Source organism: Maribacter corallii (genome assembly GCF_047345415.1).
Classification (GTDB): domain Bacteria; phylum Bacteroidota; class Bacteroidia; order Flavobacteriales; family Flavobacteriaceae; genus Maribacter_C.
Window position 1 is genome coordinate 322,936 of sequence record NZ_JBLFEP010000001.1, and the last position, 16,148, is coordinate 339,083.

The window sequence follows — 16,148 nt, forward strand, 5'->3', positions numbered from 1 at the left end:
TTCATTTGAGTTTGTTGGGATCGAGCATTAGATATTTCACCGTTTTTCTATTCCAAGTATATACCATATGTACCATACCATCCGGAGCCTGAATTACGGTTGGATAGGAATACTCCTCATTTTCCTCATCGGTCGATTCCCGTAGGGGTTCTACGTCCAAAACGCGCTTCCAATTTTGTCCATCAGTGGATATACCGATGCTAAGCGGAACTCGATTGCCCCAATTTTTTTTAGTGGGATTGTAGATCAAAAGTTGTCTCCCATCTGTTAGCGAGGTCCCACCAATTCCGGAATTCGGGTTTGGCAGTGCTGTTTTTGTCATTTTACTCCACGTATGCCCCCCGTCCGTAGACCAGTTTTGAGATATCACTCCATTTTTCGTTCTGCTTAGAAGCTGTAATTTTCCATTTCCATAGCTGAGTATAACCGGCTGAATGGCGCCGAATTCCTTGGCATCATTTAAGGTTTCGGTTTTCGCCCATGTATTACCCGAATCGCCACTAACTTCCAAGTGAATTTTCCACCCCTCCGTGTTACTCTCTGTACTTGAAGGGGAAAGAATCTTGTCATCTTCTAATTGAATGGGTTGATTTTTAATAGGCCCTAAAATTCCGTCAGGTAGTTTTATCGGGTCGGACCAAGTTGCCCCATCATCAATAGAAGTCATATATAGACCCCACCACTCCCGAGGATTCGGACCCACTTTATAAAACAACTGTAGGGGTTGATTTTTTGGCTTGAAAAGCACCGGATTCCAGCACGGATATCGCGTACCGTCTTCTTGGACCCCATTTACAACCTCAATTGGGGTCGACCATTCTTTTGCTTCTTTTCGCGATACCCAAATACCCACATCTTTATTCTTTTCTTTCGTACCCCCAAACCAAGCTGCTATAACAACCTCATTACTAACCGCAATAGTAGAAGCATGACATTCGGGCGTAAGTGCGTTCTCAAGTTCATACACAAACTCCTCGATAACAATGGAAGAATGCTCAATGGGAGCTGGATCGGGCAACTTCGTTTCTTGGGCATGCAGCCCAAAAATCATGGCTATGGTTAAAATTGGAATTGAGAAAAATCTAAGATCCATTGTTTACTGAATTACATCGGAGAATTTTATGAAAAACTCCTCCTATACTCCGATGGGGTTTTCCCCATTATATTCTTAAAATAGAAGTTAAAGTTAGCCAAATTGTTATAACCGCTTTCAAAACAGATTTGAGTCACCTGTTTATCAGTTTCAGCAAGTAGTTTCGCCGCGATACCCACCCGTACCCTTTTCACATATTCCATAAAAGTAAGGCCGGTCTTTTTCTTGAAAAAACGGCAAAAAGAATTTGGGGCCATGTTTAAAACGGACGCTGCCGCTTCCAATTTAACGCCTTCTTGAATGTGCTGAAAAACATATTCATACACCTTGTTGATCTTCTCCAGATTTCTAGTGAAACTTCCTTCTTGGGCGATTGGATTTGATAATTTCTCACGCTCCTCGGTTTTTAGTAGTGTATTAAAAATCCGAAGTAAATGTATGTAATAGTCCAAGCCCTCCAGTTGTGTCATTTTTTCGAGCTCCAAACGCATCCTTTTACCCTCTTTAACTTTAAACCGAAGTCCCCGTTTCGATTCTTTCAAAAGATTGACTACCTTTTCCAATTCGGGCATTTTGAAGAAATCGGAAGTCACGATATCCTCCGAAAAATGGGTGACGATACAGAAGGCCTTCTGGTCTTCTTCCAATAATTCCCAACAATGAGGTAAATCTGGCCCCATTAACACCAAATCGCCTTTTTCGAATCCCGAAATATGGTCACCGACAATTCTTCGGCCAGCGCCTGAACTAATAAAATTAAGTTCAAAATTCTTATGCGAATGAACGCTGTCATTCGTTCTAAGCGGTAGTTTTCTAGTAATAAACGAATGCCTGTTCGGTACATTTATTTTTTCAAAAACAAATTCCATTCCCAACTATTTTAACGTGAATGCCTCAAATTACAACTATAAATCTAGAAAAAAGGTAATATTTAATGCATATCATACAAAATACTAGTGGCAAAAGAAACGCTGTTTTCCTTTATTTGAGTGTGCGTGAATCTTCTTTTACAAATAAACCTCTAAGGGGAATTATTCCACCCATGGTAACTCCATTGTTGGAAAATGGAAACTTGGACGTCATCGGGCTCACAACCCTTGTAAATTATCTCTTAGAAGCAGGCGTTCATGGTCTCTTTCTTTTAGGCACTACGGGCGAAGGCCCCAGTCTTGATGCTGAGCTTAAAAAACAATTGGTCACCCAAGTCTGCAGGATAGTCAAGAAAAAGGTTCCGGTTCTTGTCTGTATTACCGATACCTCCTTGGAGGATTCTGTTCGGTTGGCCGATCATGCTAAAAGTGCAGGTGCGGATTTTCTAGTAGTGGCCCCACCTTATTATTTCCCCATTTCCCAAAAAGAAATGCAGGAATACTTAGTTCAACTGGCCCCTAAAATGACGCTGCCCTTTTTAATGTACAATATGCCTAGCTGTACCAAAATGCACCTTTCCATTAGAACCCTTAAAAAGGCCAAAGAACTAGGCGCCATCGGAATTAAAGATAGTTCCGGAAACCAGAATTACCTCTTTTCGCTGATCGAGACCTTTAAGAATGACCCTTTGTTTTCAGTGATAACGGGTAACGAAGCATTTCTTCCTGAGCTAATCAAGAGAGGCGGGCACGGAACAGTCGCAGGTGGGGCCAATTTTTTTCCTAAGCTGTTCGTAGCCTTATATGATGCCTGTATTGAAAATGATATAGAGGCAATTACCGAGCACCTAGCATGGGTCAATTGGGTTAGCGACACCATTTATGATGTAGGCAAACAGGAGTCAAAATATATTAAGGGAACCAAGTCTTCATTATCATTAATGGGTATATGTCAAGACTACGCCAAGAGTCCTATTGGGCGTTTTACTGAAAAGGAACGCGCAAAGGTGGCCGCCTATTTGGCCCACTTTCCTTACGAAAAAGTGTATTTTCGACTATGACTTATGAGTTGAACAGCGTCGATATATTCATTATCGCTGCCTATGCCCTTATACTTCTAGGCATAGGCGTTTACTTCTTCAGAAGAAGTAAGACCTCGGAACACTTCATGATTGCTGGGCAAAGTATACCGTCATGGGCTGCGGGTATTGCTGTCATGAGCACCTATACCAGCAGTATCTCTTACATAGCCGTTCCGGGGAAGGCATTTGACGACAATTGGCATCCTTTGATCTTTGCTTTGACGGCCATTCCCGTCACTTGGTTTGTGACCAAATATGTCATACCACATTACCGCAAACACAAGATTATTTCAGTTTACAGTTACTTGGAAGAACGTATCGGAGGATGGGGGCGTATTTACGCCGCATTTTCCTTTCTGTTGTTCATGGTCGGCAGGGTCGCTGTGATTCTCTATTTATCTTCCTTATTACTTTCATCTTTTGTCACTACGGATATCGGTTCAATCATCATTCTAGTGGGCACTATTACCGTCATCTATACGCTCATGGGTGGCATGGAGGCCGTCATATGGACGGATGTAATGCAGTCAATCATAATGATCGGGGGTATTTTCTTTGTGAGCTACGTGCTCATCGAAGAGGTTTTTGCGCAACCGGCATATTTGATTCAAAGCGCATTCGAACACAAAAAATTCAGCTTGGGCAGTTCTGATTTTTCGTTTACCAATCGAACGATTTGGGTGATGGTCATTTACGGACTTACCGAAAACATACGCAACTTGGTAGCAGATCAAAATTATACCCAAAAATATAGTTCCGTAGGGACTGAAAAGGAAGCCAAACAATCGGTATGGATCGCCATGTTGATTTATTTGCCCCTAACCGCGATCTTCCTATTTATTGGCACGGCCCTATTTTCCTTCTACGGTGGAGATGCGCATTTTCTGAGTGAATCCGTTACCAAGGGGGATCAGGTATTCCCTTTCTTCATTTCCACAGAACTACCAGTAGGTGTCAAGGGTTTGATGATAGCGGCAATTATGGCAGCCTCTATGAGCACCATTGATTCGGCCCTAAACAGTTCGGCAACCGTATTTTACATTGATTTTTACAAGCAATTTTTCCAAGGTAAACGGTACTCCATAAAAAGTCTGACCATTTTAAGGGGATCCACTATCATTTGGGGTGTTTTAGGAATTTGCTTCGCCCTATTGATGATCAATGCCAAAAGTGCTTTGGATGTCTGGTGGCAGATTTCGGGAATATTCGGTGGGGGCATTTTGGGTTTGTTCCTCTTGGCCATATACAATGTGAAAATTTCCAAAACACAAGGAATACTATCGGTTTTCTTTAGTATTCTACTGATCATTTGGGGCACCTTTTTAAGAAATCTACCAGAACCTTTCACCTGGTTGGAATGTACTATAGATCCTATTCTTGTTGGTGCGATAGCAACAGCAGGTCTAGTCGCCTTGGCCCTATTGTTTGTACTGATCAATAAAAAAAGATGACGACTACTCCACGATCTCCATTTTCTTCAAAAGAAAAGAGGCATTCATATTCTGGCAAATTCCTTTTTTGAACTTATAGTCGAAATGCAGTTCGTCATCAATAATCTCCGCATCGAAATAGTAGTTTTTCACTTCGGGTAATTGCTCCACTACCTCACATAAACTTAAATCGTGGGTGGCGATAATACCGGTCGATCTAGAGGCGACCAATTTTTCTACGAATTTTCTTGACCCCTTTGCCTTATCCGTACTATTAGTTCCCTTTAAGATTTCATCAAGGACGATAAAATAGCGATCTTTTTGAATTTCATCAACGATAAACTTCAAGCGTTTCAACTCGGAAAAAAAATACGATTCATCATCTGTCAAAGAATCCGTCGTACGCATGCTCGTAATTAATTTTATGGGATTGTAAACCGCCGCTTCGGCACAAACCGGAAGTCCTACATTGGCCATCACTAGCTGTAGGGAAACAGTTCTTAGAAACGTGCTTTTCCCTGCCATATTGGCCCCTGTAATGATGAAAAACTCGTCGGAGTCAATTTCAAAATCGTTGCGGACACCTTTTTCAGGATCTAAAAGTGGATGACCTGCGGCCTTAGACTTTACGACTCGATGCGAATCTTCAATGGATGGAAAAGTGTATTTGGAATGATTGAACGCAAATGTTCCCAGGCTAATATAGGCATCGAAGAAGGCAATAACAGCAAACCAATCCTTGGCTGCATGTCCATGTCGTGAAATCCATTGTTCAATTTGATAACTCGTCGCAAGACCCCTCAGAAAATACCCATTTCCAAAAACAAGATAGAATACGTTGTTGTTTTGGTCAAGATTCCCCAAAAGTTTGGAAAACTCCCTTAAAACCGCAGAAGTCTTTTTGCCCTCTCGAATAATTTGTTGCTTCTTTTCGTTTAAAAGGGATGCTTCAAAATCAGTTTCCTCAATGATTTGAAGTAACTTGTCGTATTGCTCAAAGGTGCTTTGCATCTTAGAACTGACGTGTCCTAATCTGGTAATCTTTTTAGTGAAAACACCCGAAATCAGTAACCCGGCCAACAAAAGTATCACCAATACAAAACCGGGCAACCAGCCCATAAAATAGAGTAAAAAGGAACCAACCGACACGACTGAAAATACCAACGGGAGATACTTTATAAAAGCAGGCACAAAAGACGTGTAATTCGCCAACCAGGTCTCTATTGTAGTGGTCGTTGTCTGTGTCTTCACGAGGGATGCCACCGCTAAAAAATCCTGACGCCATTTGGGCATTTCAGAGAGCTCTCTAATGGCTTCTTGTTTTTGAGGTATCTGCTCTAACGAATTTTCTGCAAGTAGCTTGGCCAAAGCAACGCTTCCCTGTTCTAGTTGGGTGCGATTGGTATATTGGTAGAAAGACCCCCTTCCAAAGAGATCGATATCCTGACTGAAAGGGTGCATGGGATCCTTAAATTCCTTACCGTCGGGAAATTCATGAAAATCACGGTGCAATACTTTGATTTCCGATTCATTGATTTCCTTCAAGGCCAGTAATTTATCACGCTTATACTGTAGATCAGTATGTCGGGATACCAAGTAGAGAAATACCGCTATACCGCCTATAGCAAGGCTCAAAACCACTTTAACATTCCCAAAGAAAAAATAAATGAGGAATCCAGTAGCGACGAAGACCAATAAGCGAAGTGTGCTTGAGCCCGCCAATTGTTTTTTCACATCGGACAAACTTGCCTGGTGCTCTTCGACCTGACTTTGATAAAAAGAAAATAAATCCTGCATTCAGCGCTCCGGTTTTAGCCGGTAAAGATAGGTAATTCCCTTAGCTCTGATGCATGGAGTTCAGCATCGCTATTTGGCCCAGATGGTAAATATCATGTTGGGCAATACTGACGAGAATTGGACCAAAAACATACGCTTTACCGGGTACCTTTAGGGTTAGCAGGTCATCTGTTTCTTCCGACAATTTTTGAATGAGGGTAGCTTGCGTCTGTTGTAGTTGTTGCTTGAGCGAATTCCATTCTTCACTAGTGGCGATGGTAACTTGATCCCAATCATTTTCACCGTCGATTACGATATTGAACTCCACATCTCCTTCCAATTTACGTATGACGAACATACGCCAGTTAATGATATGCTGAACTAAAACCGCAATGGTCTTGGTGCCATAGGTCTCTTCATTGACAATTTCCCAAGGAATCTGGTCTAGCTTCTCCATTACCGGCATCCCATACCAGGGCTTGCCATCAAAAGATGCCTTTAGGTTTTCAATAATCGCTGCTAACTTATCCGTATTCATAGGGCTTTGAGTTCTTCCTTTAGTTTCTTCGTCAACTTGGAAACGACCAGGTCATACGAATGATCCACCAAATGGGTAACCAGTTTGGGGGGGACTTGATCCAAAATGACCGTATTCCAATGGACTTTGCTCATATGATACCCGGGAATAATCGCTCCATCATACTTTTCCCGTAACTCCACCCCATAATCGGGGTCGCATTTTAAATTGACCTGAGCTGGAAGTCGTTCAAGACCGGTCAAGGCAAACATCTTTCCCATAACCTTAAATACTAATGTCTGTTCATCAAAAGGAAAGCTTTCGGTCACTCCTTTTTTTGCCAAACAATACTCGCGAAATTCCTCAATGTTCATGTTTCCGTCTTTTGTGGCAAGTCTACAATCGTGTCCAAACTTTGCCAATAATATCTTGTCTTGACGATTTCTCGATCTCCAATATCAAAATCGTGCACGGTTTCCATGGGTACGCCTCCCAAGCGTCGGTAAAACCTTATGGCCTTCGTATTACTGGTCAATACCCATAAATACATCGACTGTTTGCCATTCGCCCTCAACAATTTAGCAACTTCGACCATTAACCGTTCGCCGATTCGCTGTCCGATACATCGGGAGTGTACATGAAGGTTGTCGATCAAGGTGCCGTAAGTCGGGTCTTTATCAAGATAGGCACAAATGAACGCTACCAATGAATTCTTGACTTCGGCGACATATACCCACTGATCTTCGTTCGGATTTGCCAAACGGTCTTTCCAGACCGTTAACCGATCATCAAAAACCGCATCATCCAAAAAAGTGTCACTGAACGTACCCCTATAATTTTCCTGCCAACTCTTCGCATGAAGGTCGGCAATCGCCTGACCATCTTCTTGGGAAGCATTCCGGAAGGATACCACGGATCAAATACTTTTTGAATCGTACACGATGACTTTGGTCCATAACCCACTTGATTCTTCGATAAAGAGTTTATGTGGGGCCTCGTCTTGATACTGCTGTTGGGCTTCCGCTGATTCAAATGTAACGATCAATGAATAGGTAAAGGAACCATCTACCACGTCGCGACTGGCCTTAGGGGGTTGTCCAATAAATTTGGTCTTGGCATAGCCCGAAGTATCCAAGAACTTTTTCAAAGATGTTTCAAAGGCGGTACGATCTTCTTCGCTATCCGGATTTTCCAGCCAAAAATATACCGTATGCGCAAAATTGGAATCAAATTCTTTCATAGTGTCTTTACTTTGCCCGTAGGCCGTCATTGTGAAGGTTAAAAATAATATAAAACAGATTTTTCTCATTTGTTCAAGGTTATTAATCGATTAATTTTTTCTTTTCGGCCTCCGGTATTTCCAAAGCGGTATAGTCGAGCTGCCAACCGATGGTCTCCACGATCTTCTCAATTAAAAGCACCGTCTGAAGGGCTTCCTTTTTGGCTGTTTCCATAAGACCGCTTTCCGGTATTTTCTCCCGTATATGCTTTTTGGCTTCTTGATTTAAAACGGTCAGGTCATCCGGTTTAAATGAGTTGAAAAAGCCGTTTTTAATATCATAAAACTCCAGTTCCGGCTCGATTGACAAAATTTCAGGTTCAGGAAAATTGGTCAAAACGATTTTCTTCTTCTCGTTATCGGAATGCATGAGTATTTTTTGAAGGTCATATCCGATTTGAGCCTTAGCGTTGATCACGACCAATGCCTTTTTCTTACTGCTGATCAGGCTCATAAAACGTTCTTTGGTATTCTCATACTTGTAGATCTCGGCAAAATCACCTTCGACCGAGATTAACTTGCATACCGTTTTAATTTTCTCCAACAGCACCGTTGATTGATGTGATGTCAATTCTTTGCTTTGCTTTTTTCGGAAAAACGTATACACCCAATAGGTGGCTATCGCTCCTAAAATCAATCCTAAAAATATATCTAAAAGATTATCCATTATTGTGGTTGCCTATTTCACCCAGATGCGTGTATTTAAACCCTTTGTCATATTTAAGTCCATAGCCCAGTATTCTATCGAAAGAGGCATGGGAAAAAAGAATCACTCCAATTAGCTGCACCATCGGACTGGTAAGATAAACCCCTAGAAGGTAAATTGCAATCGCCACACCCTTATGATGGAAAAAATTATAGGCAAAAGCACCCGTCTTATTACCAAAAAGATAGCCTATCATACCTATATCGGGAGCCAAAAGTAGTACCAAAAACCACCACCATTCATAGGGCAGTTGGTTGAATAGGTAAATGCCCAACCCGAACATGAACAGTTCCTCTATTTTTAAGATCCACCTCATCAATCTTCTATATTGTAAAGTACGGGTCTACTGGGGCTCGCATCATTTTCAAAGGGCGCCATCTGTAGGTTTAGAAAGTACTTGCCGTCTTTTATCGCATTGGGAACAAACACAAATTCAGTTATTGTAGCGGAGTACCGAACTTTCCCTTGCGTATTCCAAAAGGCATGATGTGCCAATAAAGCGCCGCCGTCTTTCTCCTTATCCACGGAAGGTAAATCGATAAGCAAATGTTCGACTCCCTTCGTAACCAAATACTCGGCGGCCTGCTCCAATAAATAGGGCGGATTCGTATTCGAATAGTGTTTTGCTAACTTATCCTTGAGGTTGGGCAGCGTTCGAATGACCAATGCCTCCCTTTTTTTATTTCCTAAGGCGTATTGCAATTGCTTTCTCGAGATTACAAAATCGTCTTGATACTTTTCCGGAGCTATCGTGATGACTTCAGCTAAAAAAAAATAGTGTTTTAGCCGCTGATTCACCGAATGAAAATCCTTCGTTATGTGTCCAACACACTCGGTATGCGTGCCGTGCGCATGCGGACTGAATTGAATTCTATTGAAATTGGTCGATGCGCCTTCAGAGACCTTTCCTACAAAATCACCATCAACATGCGGTGTTATAATTGGAGGTTCAACGTACCAGGCATTCACATTAGAGGCATCGCCCCGCAATGGAATGGAAATATCCAAGGGTTTGGACAAGTCGATAAAATCGTTTTTGATTTTTGCTTTCACACGAAACTTGTTTCAAGAATCACAAGTTAACCAAAAACAAATCTGCGGCAATACCATCAGCCAAAAAACGACCTTTTTTGGAGGTGAGCAGTCGATCACCGTCGTAATACAAGAGCTGCTCCTTGAGGTATTTAACGGCTTGGTTTTCTAAATATTCCAAGTATTTTTCACCGAATTCCAAGTGCACTTTTTCAAGTGAGACTCCCCAAATAGTTCGCAAACCGGTCATAATATATTCGTTGTATCGATCTTTTCTGGATAACGTCTCGATTTCAATTGGAAGCACGTCGCTCGAAATCGCCTTAATGTATTTCGGATTATTATTAATATTCCACCCTCTTCGTAATCCGTCATATGAATGTGCCGAGGGTCCGATACCGATATACTTTTTCTGCTGCCAATAGGCCGTATTATTTTTTGAGAAGAAACCCGGCTTTCCAAAATTGGAAATCTCATAGCTTTCAAAACCCGCCTTTTCCATTTCATTCAACAGGATATTGAAATGTTCTTGTGCAACTTCGTCTTCCACGGGGGCGACAACTCCTTTTTTAATAAAACTTGCCAGCGCCGTTTTGGGCTCTACCGTAAGAGCATAACTTGAGATATGCGGAACCTTGAATGAAAGTGCTTTTTCAATGTTTTGCCGCCAGCGCTTATTGCTCATACCCGGTATACCATAAATCAGATCTATAGAGATATTCTCAAAGTAGTTCATGGCCCCGCGGATACAATCCTCAGCCTCTGCAGCATTATGGGCACGGTTCATCAGTACCAGATCTTCCTCAAAAAAAGACTGAATGCCGATGCTTAACCGATTGATCGAACTATCATCAAGCGCTTTGAGTTTTTCTTTTGACAAGTCATCAGGGTTCGCCTCTAAAGTTATCTCCGGGTCTTGACCGACCGTATAGTGCTCGTAAACCATTGCAAGCAATCGATCGATTTCTTCAGCTGAAAGGACCGATGGTGTTCCACCACCGAAATAAATGGTCTCCACAACTTCCTCCTTGAACTCCTCCTTCCGCAATTCCAGTTCCCTACACAAAGCCGTAACCATAGCTTCTTTCTTTCCCTTAACCGTAGAAAAGTGAAAATCACAGTAGTGACATGCTTGTTTGCAAAAAGGGATGTGAATGTAGATACCGGACATTTCAATTAGCAATGTTCAATTTACAATAAGCAATACTAAGCTTTCAATTAGCAATGTTCAATTTACAATAAGCAATACTAAGCTTTCAATTAGCAATGTTCAATTTACAATAAGCAATACTAAGCTTTCAATTAGCAATGTTCAATTTTTGATTCTCGTTGTTTTCAGTATAGAAAACATAATTTTAGATAGTTCATCCGCATCGTCAATTAGAATATTGGCCTGTTCATCAGAAATATAATCGGAATCCCTCAACAAATTCAACCAGTATTTGGTCTCTAAACTTTCTTTGTAGGCAATAGAAATTTTCGATGAAAAATCCGCCTTAGAAATTGCTCCATTCGCTTCGGCAATATTGGCTCCTATCGAAGTACCCGATCTTAACAACTGCTTAGAGAGAATGTATTCCTTATACTCCAGTGTCAGTTTCTTAAATAGAGCAACTATTTTCAATGCAAAATCATAGGACTTGGTAGACAGGGGGTTTTCTTTCATTAATTTTCCTTGGATATTAGTTCATCTTAGTCAGTCAATAAGCATTGATCATTGTTCAGTATCCATTGTTAATTGCTTATTGTTAATTGACTTTTTTAGGATTTTGCTTCACAAAAGCACTCCAACCCGAATAGCTTTTACCCACCTCGACCCGACCTTGATTATAAAAGTGACACACTGCTGCGGCAAGACCGTCTGTACTATCCAGGTTTTTCGGAAGGGATTTCAAGCCTAGAAGACTTTGTAACATTCTAGCGACCTGCTCTTTACTGGCATTCCCGTTTCCGGTGATGGCCATTTTTATCTTTTTGGGCAGGTATTCCGTGATAGGCACCTGTCTTGAAAGACCTGCGGCCATGGCAACCCCTTGGGCACGACCTAATTTCAACATCGATTGCACATTTTTACCGAAAAAAGGGGCCTCGATTGCAATTTCATCAGGGTGGTACGTATCGATGAGCTCGATAGTCCGTTCAAAAATCAACTTTAGCTTGGTATAGGGGTCTTTGTATTTGTTCAGCAGTAATTCGTTCATTTGTATGAACTCCATTTTCTTGTCCGTCACTTTAATGAGTCCGAAACCCATGATAGTAGTACCGGGGTCAATACCTAGTATTATTTTTTCTTTGGCCAATTGGGTCATTGATTAACGTTTAAAACAATGGGAATTCGAAATTTCGCCTTTACGGGAATTCTATTTTTTATGGCAGGTGCCAAAGGAGGTATACGGAGTAGACTCTGACGGATGATTCCATCGAATTCGGGCATCTGTCGATCGATAGCCGTGTCTTTTTCAATACGGGTTACCGTTATTTTGCCTTCCTCATCCACCAAAAAATCAACCTGTACAATCGGGTCGATGCCTTCATCCAAGACAAATTCAAACTCGCTTAGGGTTTTTGAAAAATGCTCCAAAAGACCATTTTCGAAACATTCCCGCTGTTTGGTTTGGGTCCAATTTTCATCGCAGTTCTCAAAAATGGGATAGGCATCCACGGCATTCCAATCAATTTCGTTCAACTCTTTTTGAACCAATTTTTGGGTCTTTTCCTCTTTGGATTCGAAAAACCCACATGAGGTCAATCCGCACAAAACCAATACTATAACAAACTTGCGCATGAATCCGTATTCTTTGGCGGAAATTACGATTTTTTGGGGAGACTAATCCTTGGCAAGATGTATCTCTTCCTTTAATTCGGAAATACGCTTGGCTACTATTTCAGAAACATAAGGCCTTTTTTTACCCAGCCTTTTTAAAGAAGACTCGTAGCATTTCAGTTTTTCCCGAGGTGCTTTCGAAGTCTGATCGATCAATGCGCAAACCTGATAGTAGTTCATCGCGTTATCGGGGTCTTCTGCCAATGCCAGACGGTAATATTTCAAAGCTGATTTCAAATCGTCCTCCATTCTATACATATAGGCTAAATTGCCGTATTCCTTTTCAAAAGTAACTTGCTGTACCTCAATGGACTTTTGCACAAAGTACTTGGCGCTATCGACTTGACGGTTTCTGTAAAACACCTGCCCAAGGTTGAAATAAGTCTCAGGATTATCTTCATCCAATTGAATAAGGTGTTGATACATCGCTTTGGATTTTTCAAATTCCCAGGTTTTGAAATAGCAGTAGGCCAGTTTGGTATATACATGTTCTTTCTTCTCTCCTAAATCCAGTAACTTCTCAAATAGCGGCAATGCCTTGTCATACTCGTCATTGTTATAAAGTGCAAGTGCTTTCAAGTTAATAAAAGCAATCGCGTCGGGGTAAAAATCAAGGCCCCTATTGAGGTAGTTGAGCGCATTGGCTTTTTCTCTTGTAATTACAAAATACTTAGCCAATTGAAACAAGCTTCTCAAATGTGTACTATCGATATCGACCGCTTTTTTATACGATACCAAACTACTGGCCGACTGGCCCAACTCTCTAAAGGTCTCACCCAAATAATATTGATATTCCGGATTATCCGTATTTGTGGTCGACAGTTTGGAAAATAACCTTCTAGCCTCATCGAACGCCTTGCGCTTCATCAGTAGTTTTCCTAGTTCAAAGGATGCAATTTGCCAACTGGGGTTATGTTCAATTATGTGCTGGTATTGGATCGTTGCCTTTTTTAAATTCCCAATGGCATTATAGGCACGCGCAATTTGAAGACTAGCCTTTTGTGAACCCTCTTTACTATAGCTATTAATGGATTGGGTATAGTGACCTGTTGCAAACAGACTATCCCCAACCTCCAAAGCAGAACTTGGCCTAGCTCCGGACGAAGATTGCGACCAAACCATTTGGAGGTTCAATAAGAATATAAGCGCTATATTTTTTTTCAATCCTCCTTTTTCAACGTAATCTGTACGACCCCGTTTTTTCCTTTTTCGCCATATACGGTCTGCGCTGCTTCTCCTTTTAAAACCGACATTGATTCAATAGCATCAGGATTGATCATATTCAACTCCTCTTTGGAAACTTCTTTTCCATCAACAAAGTAGACAGGATCGTTCGAAATAAGCTTCATCATATCAAGGCCCTCGGTTTCCTTTTGTAGTCTAAATGAAATAGGAATAGAAAAAGGTACATCGACATTCTTACCCTTGTGACGCCCTGGTTTCATATCCGGTAAACGCATAATAATCCGTTTCGCTTCCTCTTCCAGCAATTTATCAGGCCCTCTCATGCGTAGGTTTTTGATCACGCCATCTTTGCCGATTGTAAACATGATATTGACTCTCCCCTGAATACTTTTTTCCTGGGCCTCCTTAGGATAGTTGAAGTTTTTAGAAATATGCCTTTGCATCGAAGCATTAAAACAAGCACGCTTATTCTCTTCATCTTCACAACCCGGAAAAACCGGTACCTGATCGACAATCCCAAATGGTACAGATGAATCGGCTCCATCTGTTTTGGGCATTTCCCCTTCGCTTTTGCCTAGTTTAAAGGAAATAGGTATGGAGTAAGTTACTCCCACGACTTCACCTTTGTGTTTCCCAGGAGACATTTTAGGTAGGCGCTTGATAATACGTTCGGCTTCCTCTTCCAAAAGTTTATGTGGTCCTCGTAATTTTAGGTTTTGTACCAACCCTTTTTCGTTAATCGTGAATAGCAAAGAGACCATACCTTGAAGTCCCTTTTTTTGTGCCGCTTTCGGATAGTTGAAATTCTTGGAAATATGCCGCATCATTTTTTGTTGAAAACAGGCCCTAGAATCCTTGGCGCCTTCGCAGCCCGGAAACACCGGTACTTCCTCAACTTTTGCAAATGGTACCGCTTCTTTGCTCGTAATCGTTTTCTGAAGACCAGCCAATTGCTTGTCAAGTTCAATCAAAACAGGGGCCTCCTTTTTCATGTCCAATTCGAGTCTTTTACGCTCTTCCAATAACTCCAAATACTTTTTTTCTGTCTTTACTTGATCCTCAAAACCATTATTTTCCGGTACCTCATCCTCAATTTCCTCAACCAAAATTCCATTTTCATTGGTTTCCTGCCCTTCTAAGGAAGTATAAAAAAGCATTCCCATTAGGATCGGCACCAACACTAAATACTTCAACTGATATATGTTCTTTGATCTCGTTTTCTGTAACATGACAATTCGTTTTTTGATTAATGAGGTTTTAAAAAATTGATTGATAAAGGATATGTTCTGGGTTTGAAATACCTGAGACAACAGTAGCTCGTACTGATCTTCCCTCTTGTTTTTTGCAACTTTTGCGTCCGCTATGAATTCATGTAACTCCGAAACCCTACTTTGATAGACGTAGGCCAAGGGATTGAACCAGGCTACAATTCGCATCATTTCAAAGAAGATCAAGTCGTACGAATGCCTTTGACGAATATGGACAAGCTCATGATCCAAAATCCTTTGGTACTCTTTTTCCAGAACCCGATCCCCTAAAAAGATGGACTTAAAAAAGGAAAAAGCCACGGTGCTATCTGGAATAGTCACTTCCGTAAAATCTTGATAGTAGCGTACCTCGCCGCTCTCTCGTAGTTTATAGATTTGAAACAACTTGTAGACCAAAAGACCTAATGCCAGTACCGCCCCTATGCAGAAGACCACGTAGGGCCATGATAGTCGAAACATACCTTCTTGAACCTCGATAATGGCTGTTGCAGCGTCACTACTATTCCATAAGTATTCGGGATAGCCATAAAATACCTCAGGAACCCGGGTTTTCAAGGCCTCGATTTTTATCCAAGGTAAGACCATGGACACCGAGTATGTGCCGATCAGATACCCACGGTTCCATTGGAAAAAGGTTTCCCGTTTTAGAAACAGATCATAAATAATCAGGAATACGAGCTGGAATGCAATACATTCTAAAAGATACGGTATCATGATCGGTCTTGTTTTTTTATCTCATTGAGTATGGATTCTAATTCTGAAAGGCTCATATCGTTCTTCTTCATAAAAAAAGACACCATGCTTTTAAAGGACCCTTGAAAATACCCGTCTACCAGTTTGTTGATACTTTGGTTGCTATAGTCCGATTTCTTGACTAGAGGAAAATAAAGGAATCCCCGGCCTTCCTGCTCGTGATCTACGAACCCTTTACTTTCAAGAATGCGAACAATGGTCGATACGGTATTATAGGCCGGTTTTGGCTCCGGCAGGTGTTCGATTATAGCAGCCACGTTACACTTTTCAAGTTGCCACAAGAGCTGCATAACCTCTTCCTCCGCTTTGGTCAATTGTTTCATTGAACTAAGTT

The 16,148-nt window shown here is 41.3% G+C and carries 19 protein-coding genes; 2 read left to right on the forward strand and 17 right to left on the reverse strand.

Annotation, left to right across the window (positions count from 1 at the left end; translation table 11 throughout):
* Position 1: 1 nt before the first annotated feature.
* Positions 2–1,093: a sialidase family protein gene (locus tag ACKWCA_RS01440; RefSeq protein WP_413976352.1), complete on the reverse strand. Its 1,092-nt coding sequence runs from the start codon at positions 1,091–1,093 to the stop codon at positions 2–4.
* A 26-nt stretch (positions 1,094–1,119) separates the two neighbouring features.
* Complete coding sequence (locus tag ACKWCA_RS01445) at positions 1,120–1,962, reverse strand: AraC family transcriptional regulator (protein ID WP_413976353.1); 843 nt, start codon at positions 1,960–1,962, stop codon at positions 1,120–1,122.
* Positions 1,963–2,027: 65 nt separating this feature from the next.
* On the opposite strand from ACKWCA_RS01445, the gene ACKWCA_RS01450 reads away from it, so the two are divergent.
* Complete coding sequence (locus ACKWCA_RS01450; protein WP_413976354.1) at positions 2,028–3,023, forward strand: dihydrodipicolinate synthase family protein; 996 nt, start codon at positions 2,028–2,030, stop codon at positions 3,021–3,023.
* Positions 3,020–4,495, forward strand: a complete 1,476-nt coding sequence (locus ACKWCA_RS01455) for a sodium:solute symporter family transporter (protein WP_413976355.1) — start codon at positions 3,020–3,022, stop codon at positions 4,493–4,495. Before ACKWCA_RS01450 ends, ACKWCA_RS01455 begins: the two co-directional genes overlap by 4 nt.
* A gap of 3 nt (positions 4,496–4,498) precedes the next feature.
* Here the strand turns inward: ACKWCA_RS01455 and ACKWCA_RS01460 are convergent, their stop codons facing one another.
* From ACKWCA_RS01460 to ACKWCA_RS01530, 15 genes are all read right to left on the reverse strand, one after another.
* Positions 4,499–6,271, reverse strand: coding sequence for a MutS-related protein (locus ACKWCA_RS01460; protein ID WP_413976356.1), 1,773 nt, complete (start codon positions 6,269–6,271; stop codon positions 4,499–4,501).
* A 40-nt stretch (positions 6,272–6,311) separates the two neighbouring features.
* The gene (locus ACKWCA_RS01465; RefSeq protein ID WP_413976357.1) at positions 6,312–6,788 is read right to left on the reverse strand and encodes a DinB family protein; all 477 of its coding nucleotides are present in this window, start codon (positions 6,786–6,788) and stop codon (positions 6,312–6,314) included.
* The gene (locus ACKWCA_RS01470) at positions 6,785–7,141 is read right to left on the reverse strand and encodes an MmcQ/YjbR family DNA-binding protein (RefSeq protein WP_413976358.1); all 357 of its coding nucleotides are present in this window, start codon (positions 7,139–7,141) and stop codon (positions 6,785–6,787) included. The genes ACKWCA_RS01465 and ACKWCA_RS01470 overlap by 4 nt, the downstream gene beginning before the upstream one ends.
* Complete coding sequence (locus ACKWCA_RS01475) at positions 7,138–7,680, reverse strand: GNAT family N-acetyltransferase (protein WP_413976359.1); 543 nt, start codon at positions 7,678–7,680, stop codon at positions 7,138–7,140. Before ACKWCA_RS01475 ends, ACKWCA_RS01470 begins: the two co-directional genes overlap by 4 nt.
* 3 nt (positions 7,681–7,683) lie before the next feature.
* Positions 7,684–8,007 carry a Dabb family protein gene (locus tag ACKWCA_RS01480; RefSeq protein ID WP_413976360.1) on the reverse strand — a complete coding sequence of 108 codons (324 nt, stop codon included), beginning with the start codon at positions 8,005–8,007 and terminating at the stop codon, positions 7,684–7,686.
* Positions 8,008–8,089: 82 nt separating this feature from the next.
* Positions 8,090–8,713: a DUF4230 domain-containing protein gene (locus tag ACKWCA_RS01485; protein WP_413976361.1), complete on the reverse strand. Its 624-nt coding sequence runs from the start codon at positions 8,711–8,713 to the stop codon at positions 8,090–8,092.
* Complete coding sequence (locus ACKWCA_RS01490) at positions 8,706–9,068, reverse strand: DUF4260 domain-containing protein (protein WP_413976362.1); 363 nt, start codon at positions 9,066–9,068, stop codon at positions 8,706–8,708. Before ACKWCA_RS01490 ends, ACKWCA_RS01485 begins: the two co-directional genes overlap by 8 nt.
* Complete coding sequence (locus ACKWCA_RS01495; protein WP_413976363.1) at positions 9,068–9,805, reverse strand: cyclase family protein; 738 nt, start codon at positions 9,803–9,805, stop codon at positions 9,068–9,070. The genes ACKWCA_RS01490 and ACKWCA_RS01495 overlap by 1 nt, the downstream gene beginning before the upstream one ends.
* Before the next feature lie 19 nt (positions 9,806–9,824).
* Positions 9,825–10,955, reverse strand: coding sequence for a radical SAM family heme chaperone HemW (gene hemW, locus ACKWCA_RS01500; protein WP_413976364.1), 1,131 nt, complete (start codon positions 10,953–10,955; stop codon positions 9,825–9,827).
* Positions 10,956–11,096: 141 nt separating this feature from the next.
* Positions 11,097–11,450 carry a four helix bundle protein gene (locus ACKWCA_RS01505; RefSeq protein ID WP_413976365.1) on the reverse strand — a complete coding sequence of 118 codons (354 nt, stop codon included), beginning with the start codon at positions 11,448–11,450 and terminating at the stop codon, positions 11,097–11,099.
* Between the two features lie 82 nt (positions 11,451–11,532).
* Positions 11,533–12,084, reverse strand: a complete 552-nt coding sequence (gene ruvC, locus ACKWCA_RS01510; protein ID WP_413977108.1) for a crossover junction endodeoxyribonuclease RuvC — start codon at positions 12,082–12,084, stop codon at positions 11,533–11,535.
* Positions 12,085–12,089: 5 nt separating this feature from the next.
* The gene (locus ACKWCA_RS01515) at positions 12,090–12,569 is read right to left on the reverse strand and encodes an energy transducer TonB (RefSeq protein ID WP_413976366.1); all 480 of its coding nucleotides are present in this window, start codon (positions 12,567–12,569) and stop codon (positions 12,090–12,092) included.
* 42 nt (positions 12,570–12,611) lie between these two features.
* Positions 12,612–13,772 carry a tetratricopeptide repeat protein gene (locus ACKWCA_RS01520; RefSeq protein ID WP_413976367.1) on the reverse strand — a complete coding sequence of 387 codons (1,161 nt, stop codon included), beginning with the start codon at positions 13,770–13,772 and terminating at the stop codon, positions 12,612–12,614.
* On the reverse strand, positions 13,769–15,775 hold the full coding sequence (locus ACKWCA_RS01525; RefSeq protein ID WP_413976368.1) for a TonB family protein: 2,007 nt from the start codon (positions 15,773–15,775) through the stop codon (positions 13,769–13,771). Before ACKWCA_RS01525 ends, ACKWCA_RS01520 begins: the two co-directional genes overlap by 4 nt.
* The gene (locus ACKWCA_RS01530; protein ID WP_413976369.1) at positions 15,772–16,137 is read right to left on the reverse strand and encodes a BlaI/MecI/CopY family transcriptional regulator; all 366 of its coding nucleotides are present in this window, start codon (positions 16,135–16,137) and stop codon (positions 15,772–15,774) included. Before ACKWCA_RS01530 ends, ACKWCA_RS01525 begins: the two co-directional genes overlap by 4 nt.
* Positions 16,138–16,148: the final 11 nt, after the last annotated feature.

Coding starts and splice junctions, on each gene's coding strand:
- ACKWCA_RS01515 (WP_413976366.1), bottom strand. CDS start 12,569: ATGCGCAAGTTTGTTATAGTATTGGTTTTGTGCGGATTGACCTCATGT.
- ACKWCA_RS01460 (WP_413976356.1), bottom strand. CDS start 6,271: ATGCAGGATTTATTTTCTTTTTATCAAAGTCAGGTCGAAGAGCACCAG.
- ACKWCA_RS01455 (WP_413976355.1), top strand. CDS start 3,020: ATGACTTATGAGTTGAACAGCGTCGATATATTCATTATCGCTGCCTAT.
- ACKWCA_RS01490 (WP_413976362.1), bottom strand. CDS start 9,068: ATGAGGTGGATCTTAAAAATAGAGGAACTGTTCATGTTCGGGTTGGGC.
- ACKWCA_RS01525 (WP_413976368.1), bottom strand. CDS start 15,775: ATGATACCGTATCTTTTAGAATGTATTGCATTCCAGCTCGTATTCCTG.
- ACKWCA_RS01450 (WP_413976354.1), top strand. CDS start 2,028: ATGCATATCATACAAAATACTAGTGGCAAAAGAAACGCTGTTTTCCTT.
- ACKWCA_RS01445 (WP_413976353.1), bottom strand. CDS start 1,962: ATGGAATTTGTTTTTGAAAAAATAAATGTACCGAACAGGCATTCGTTT.
- ACKWCA_RS01505 (WP_413976365.1), bottom strand. CDS start 11,450: ATGAAAGAAAACCCCCTGTCTACCAAGTCCTATGATTTTGCATTGAAA.
- ACKWCA_RS01530 (WP_413976369.1), bottom strand. CDS start 16,137: ATGAAACAATTGACCAAAGCGGAGGAAGAGGTTATGCAGCTCTTGTGG.
- ACKWCA_RS01470 (WP_413976358.1), bottom strand. CDS start 7,141: ATGAACATTGAGGAATTTCGCGAGTATTGTTTGGCAAAAAAAGGAGTG.
- ACKWCA_RS01465 (WP_413976357.1), bottom strand. CDS start 6,788: ATGAATACGGATAAGTTAGCAGCGATTATTGAAAACCTAAAGGCATCT.
- ACKWCA_RS01480 (WP_413976360.1), bottom strand. CDS start 8,007: ATGAAAGAATTTGATTCCAATTTTGCGCATACGGTATATTTTTGGCTG.
- ACKWCA_RS01485 (WP_413976361.1), bottom strand. CDS start 8,713: ATGGATAATCTTTTAGATATATTTTTAGGATTGATTTTAGGAGCGATA.
- hemW (WP_413976364.1), bottom strand. CDS start 10,955: ATGTCCGGTATCTACATTCACATCCCTTTTTGCAAACAAGCATGTCAC.
- ACKWCA_RS01440 (WP_413976352.1), bottom strand. CDS start 1,093: ATGGATCTTAGATTTTTCTCAATTCCAATTTTAACCATAGCCATGATT.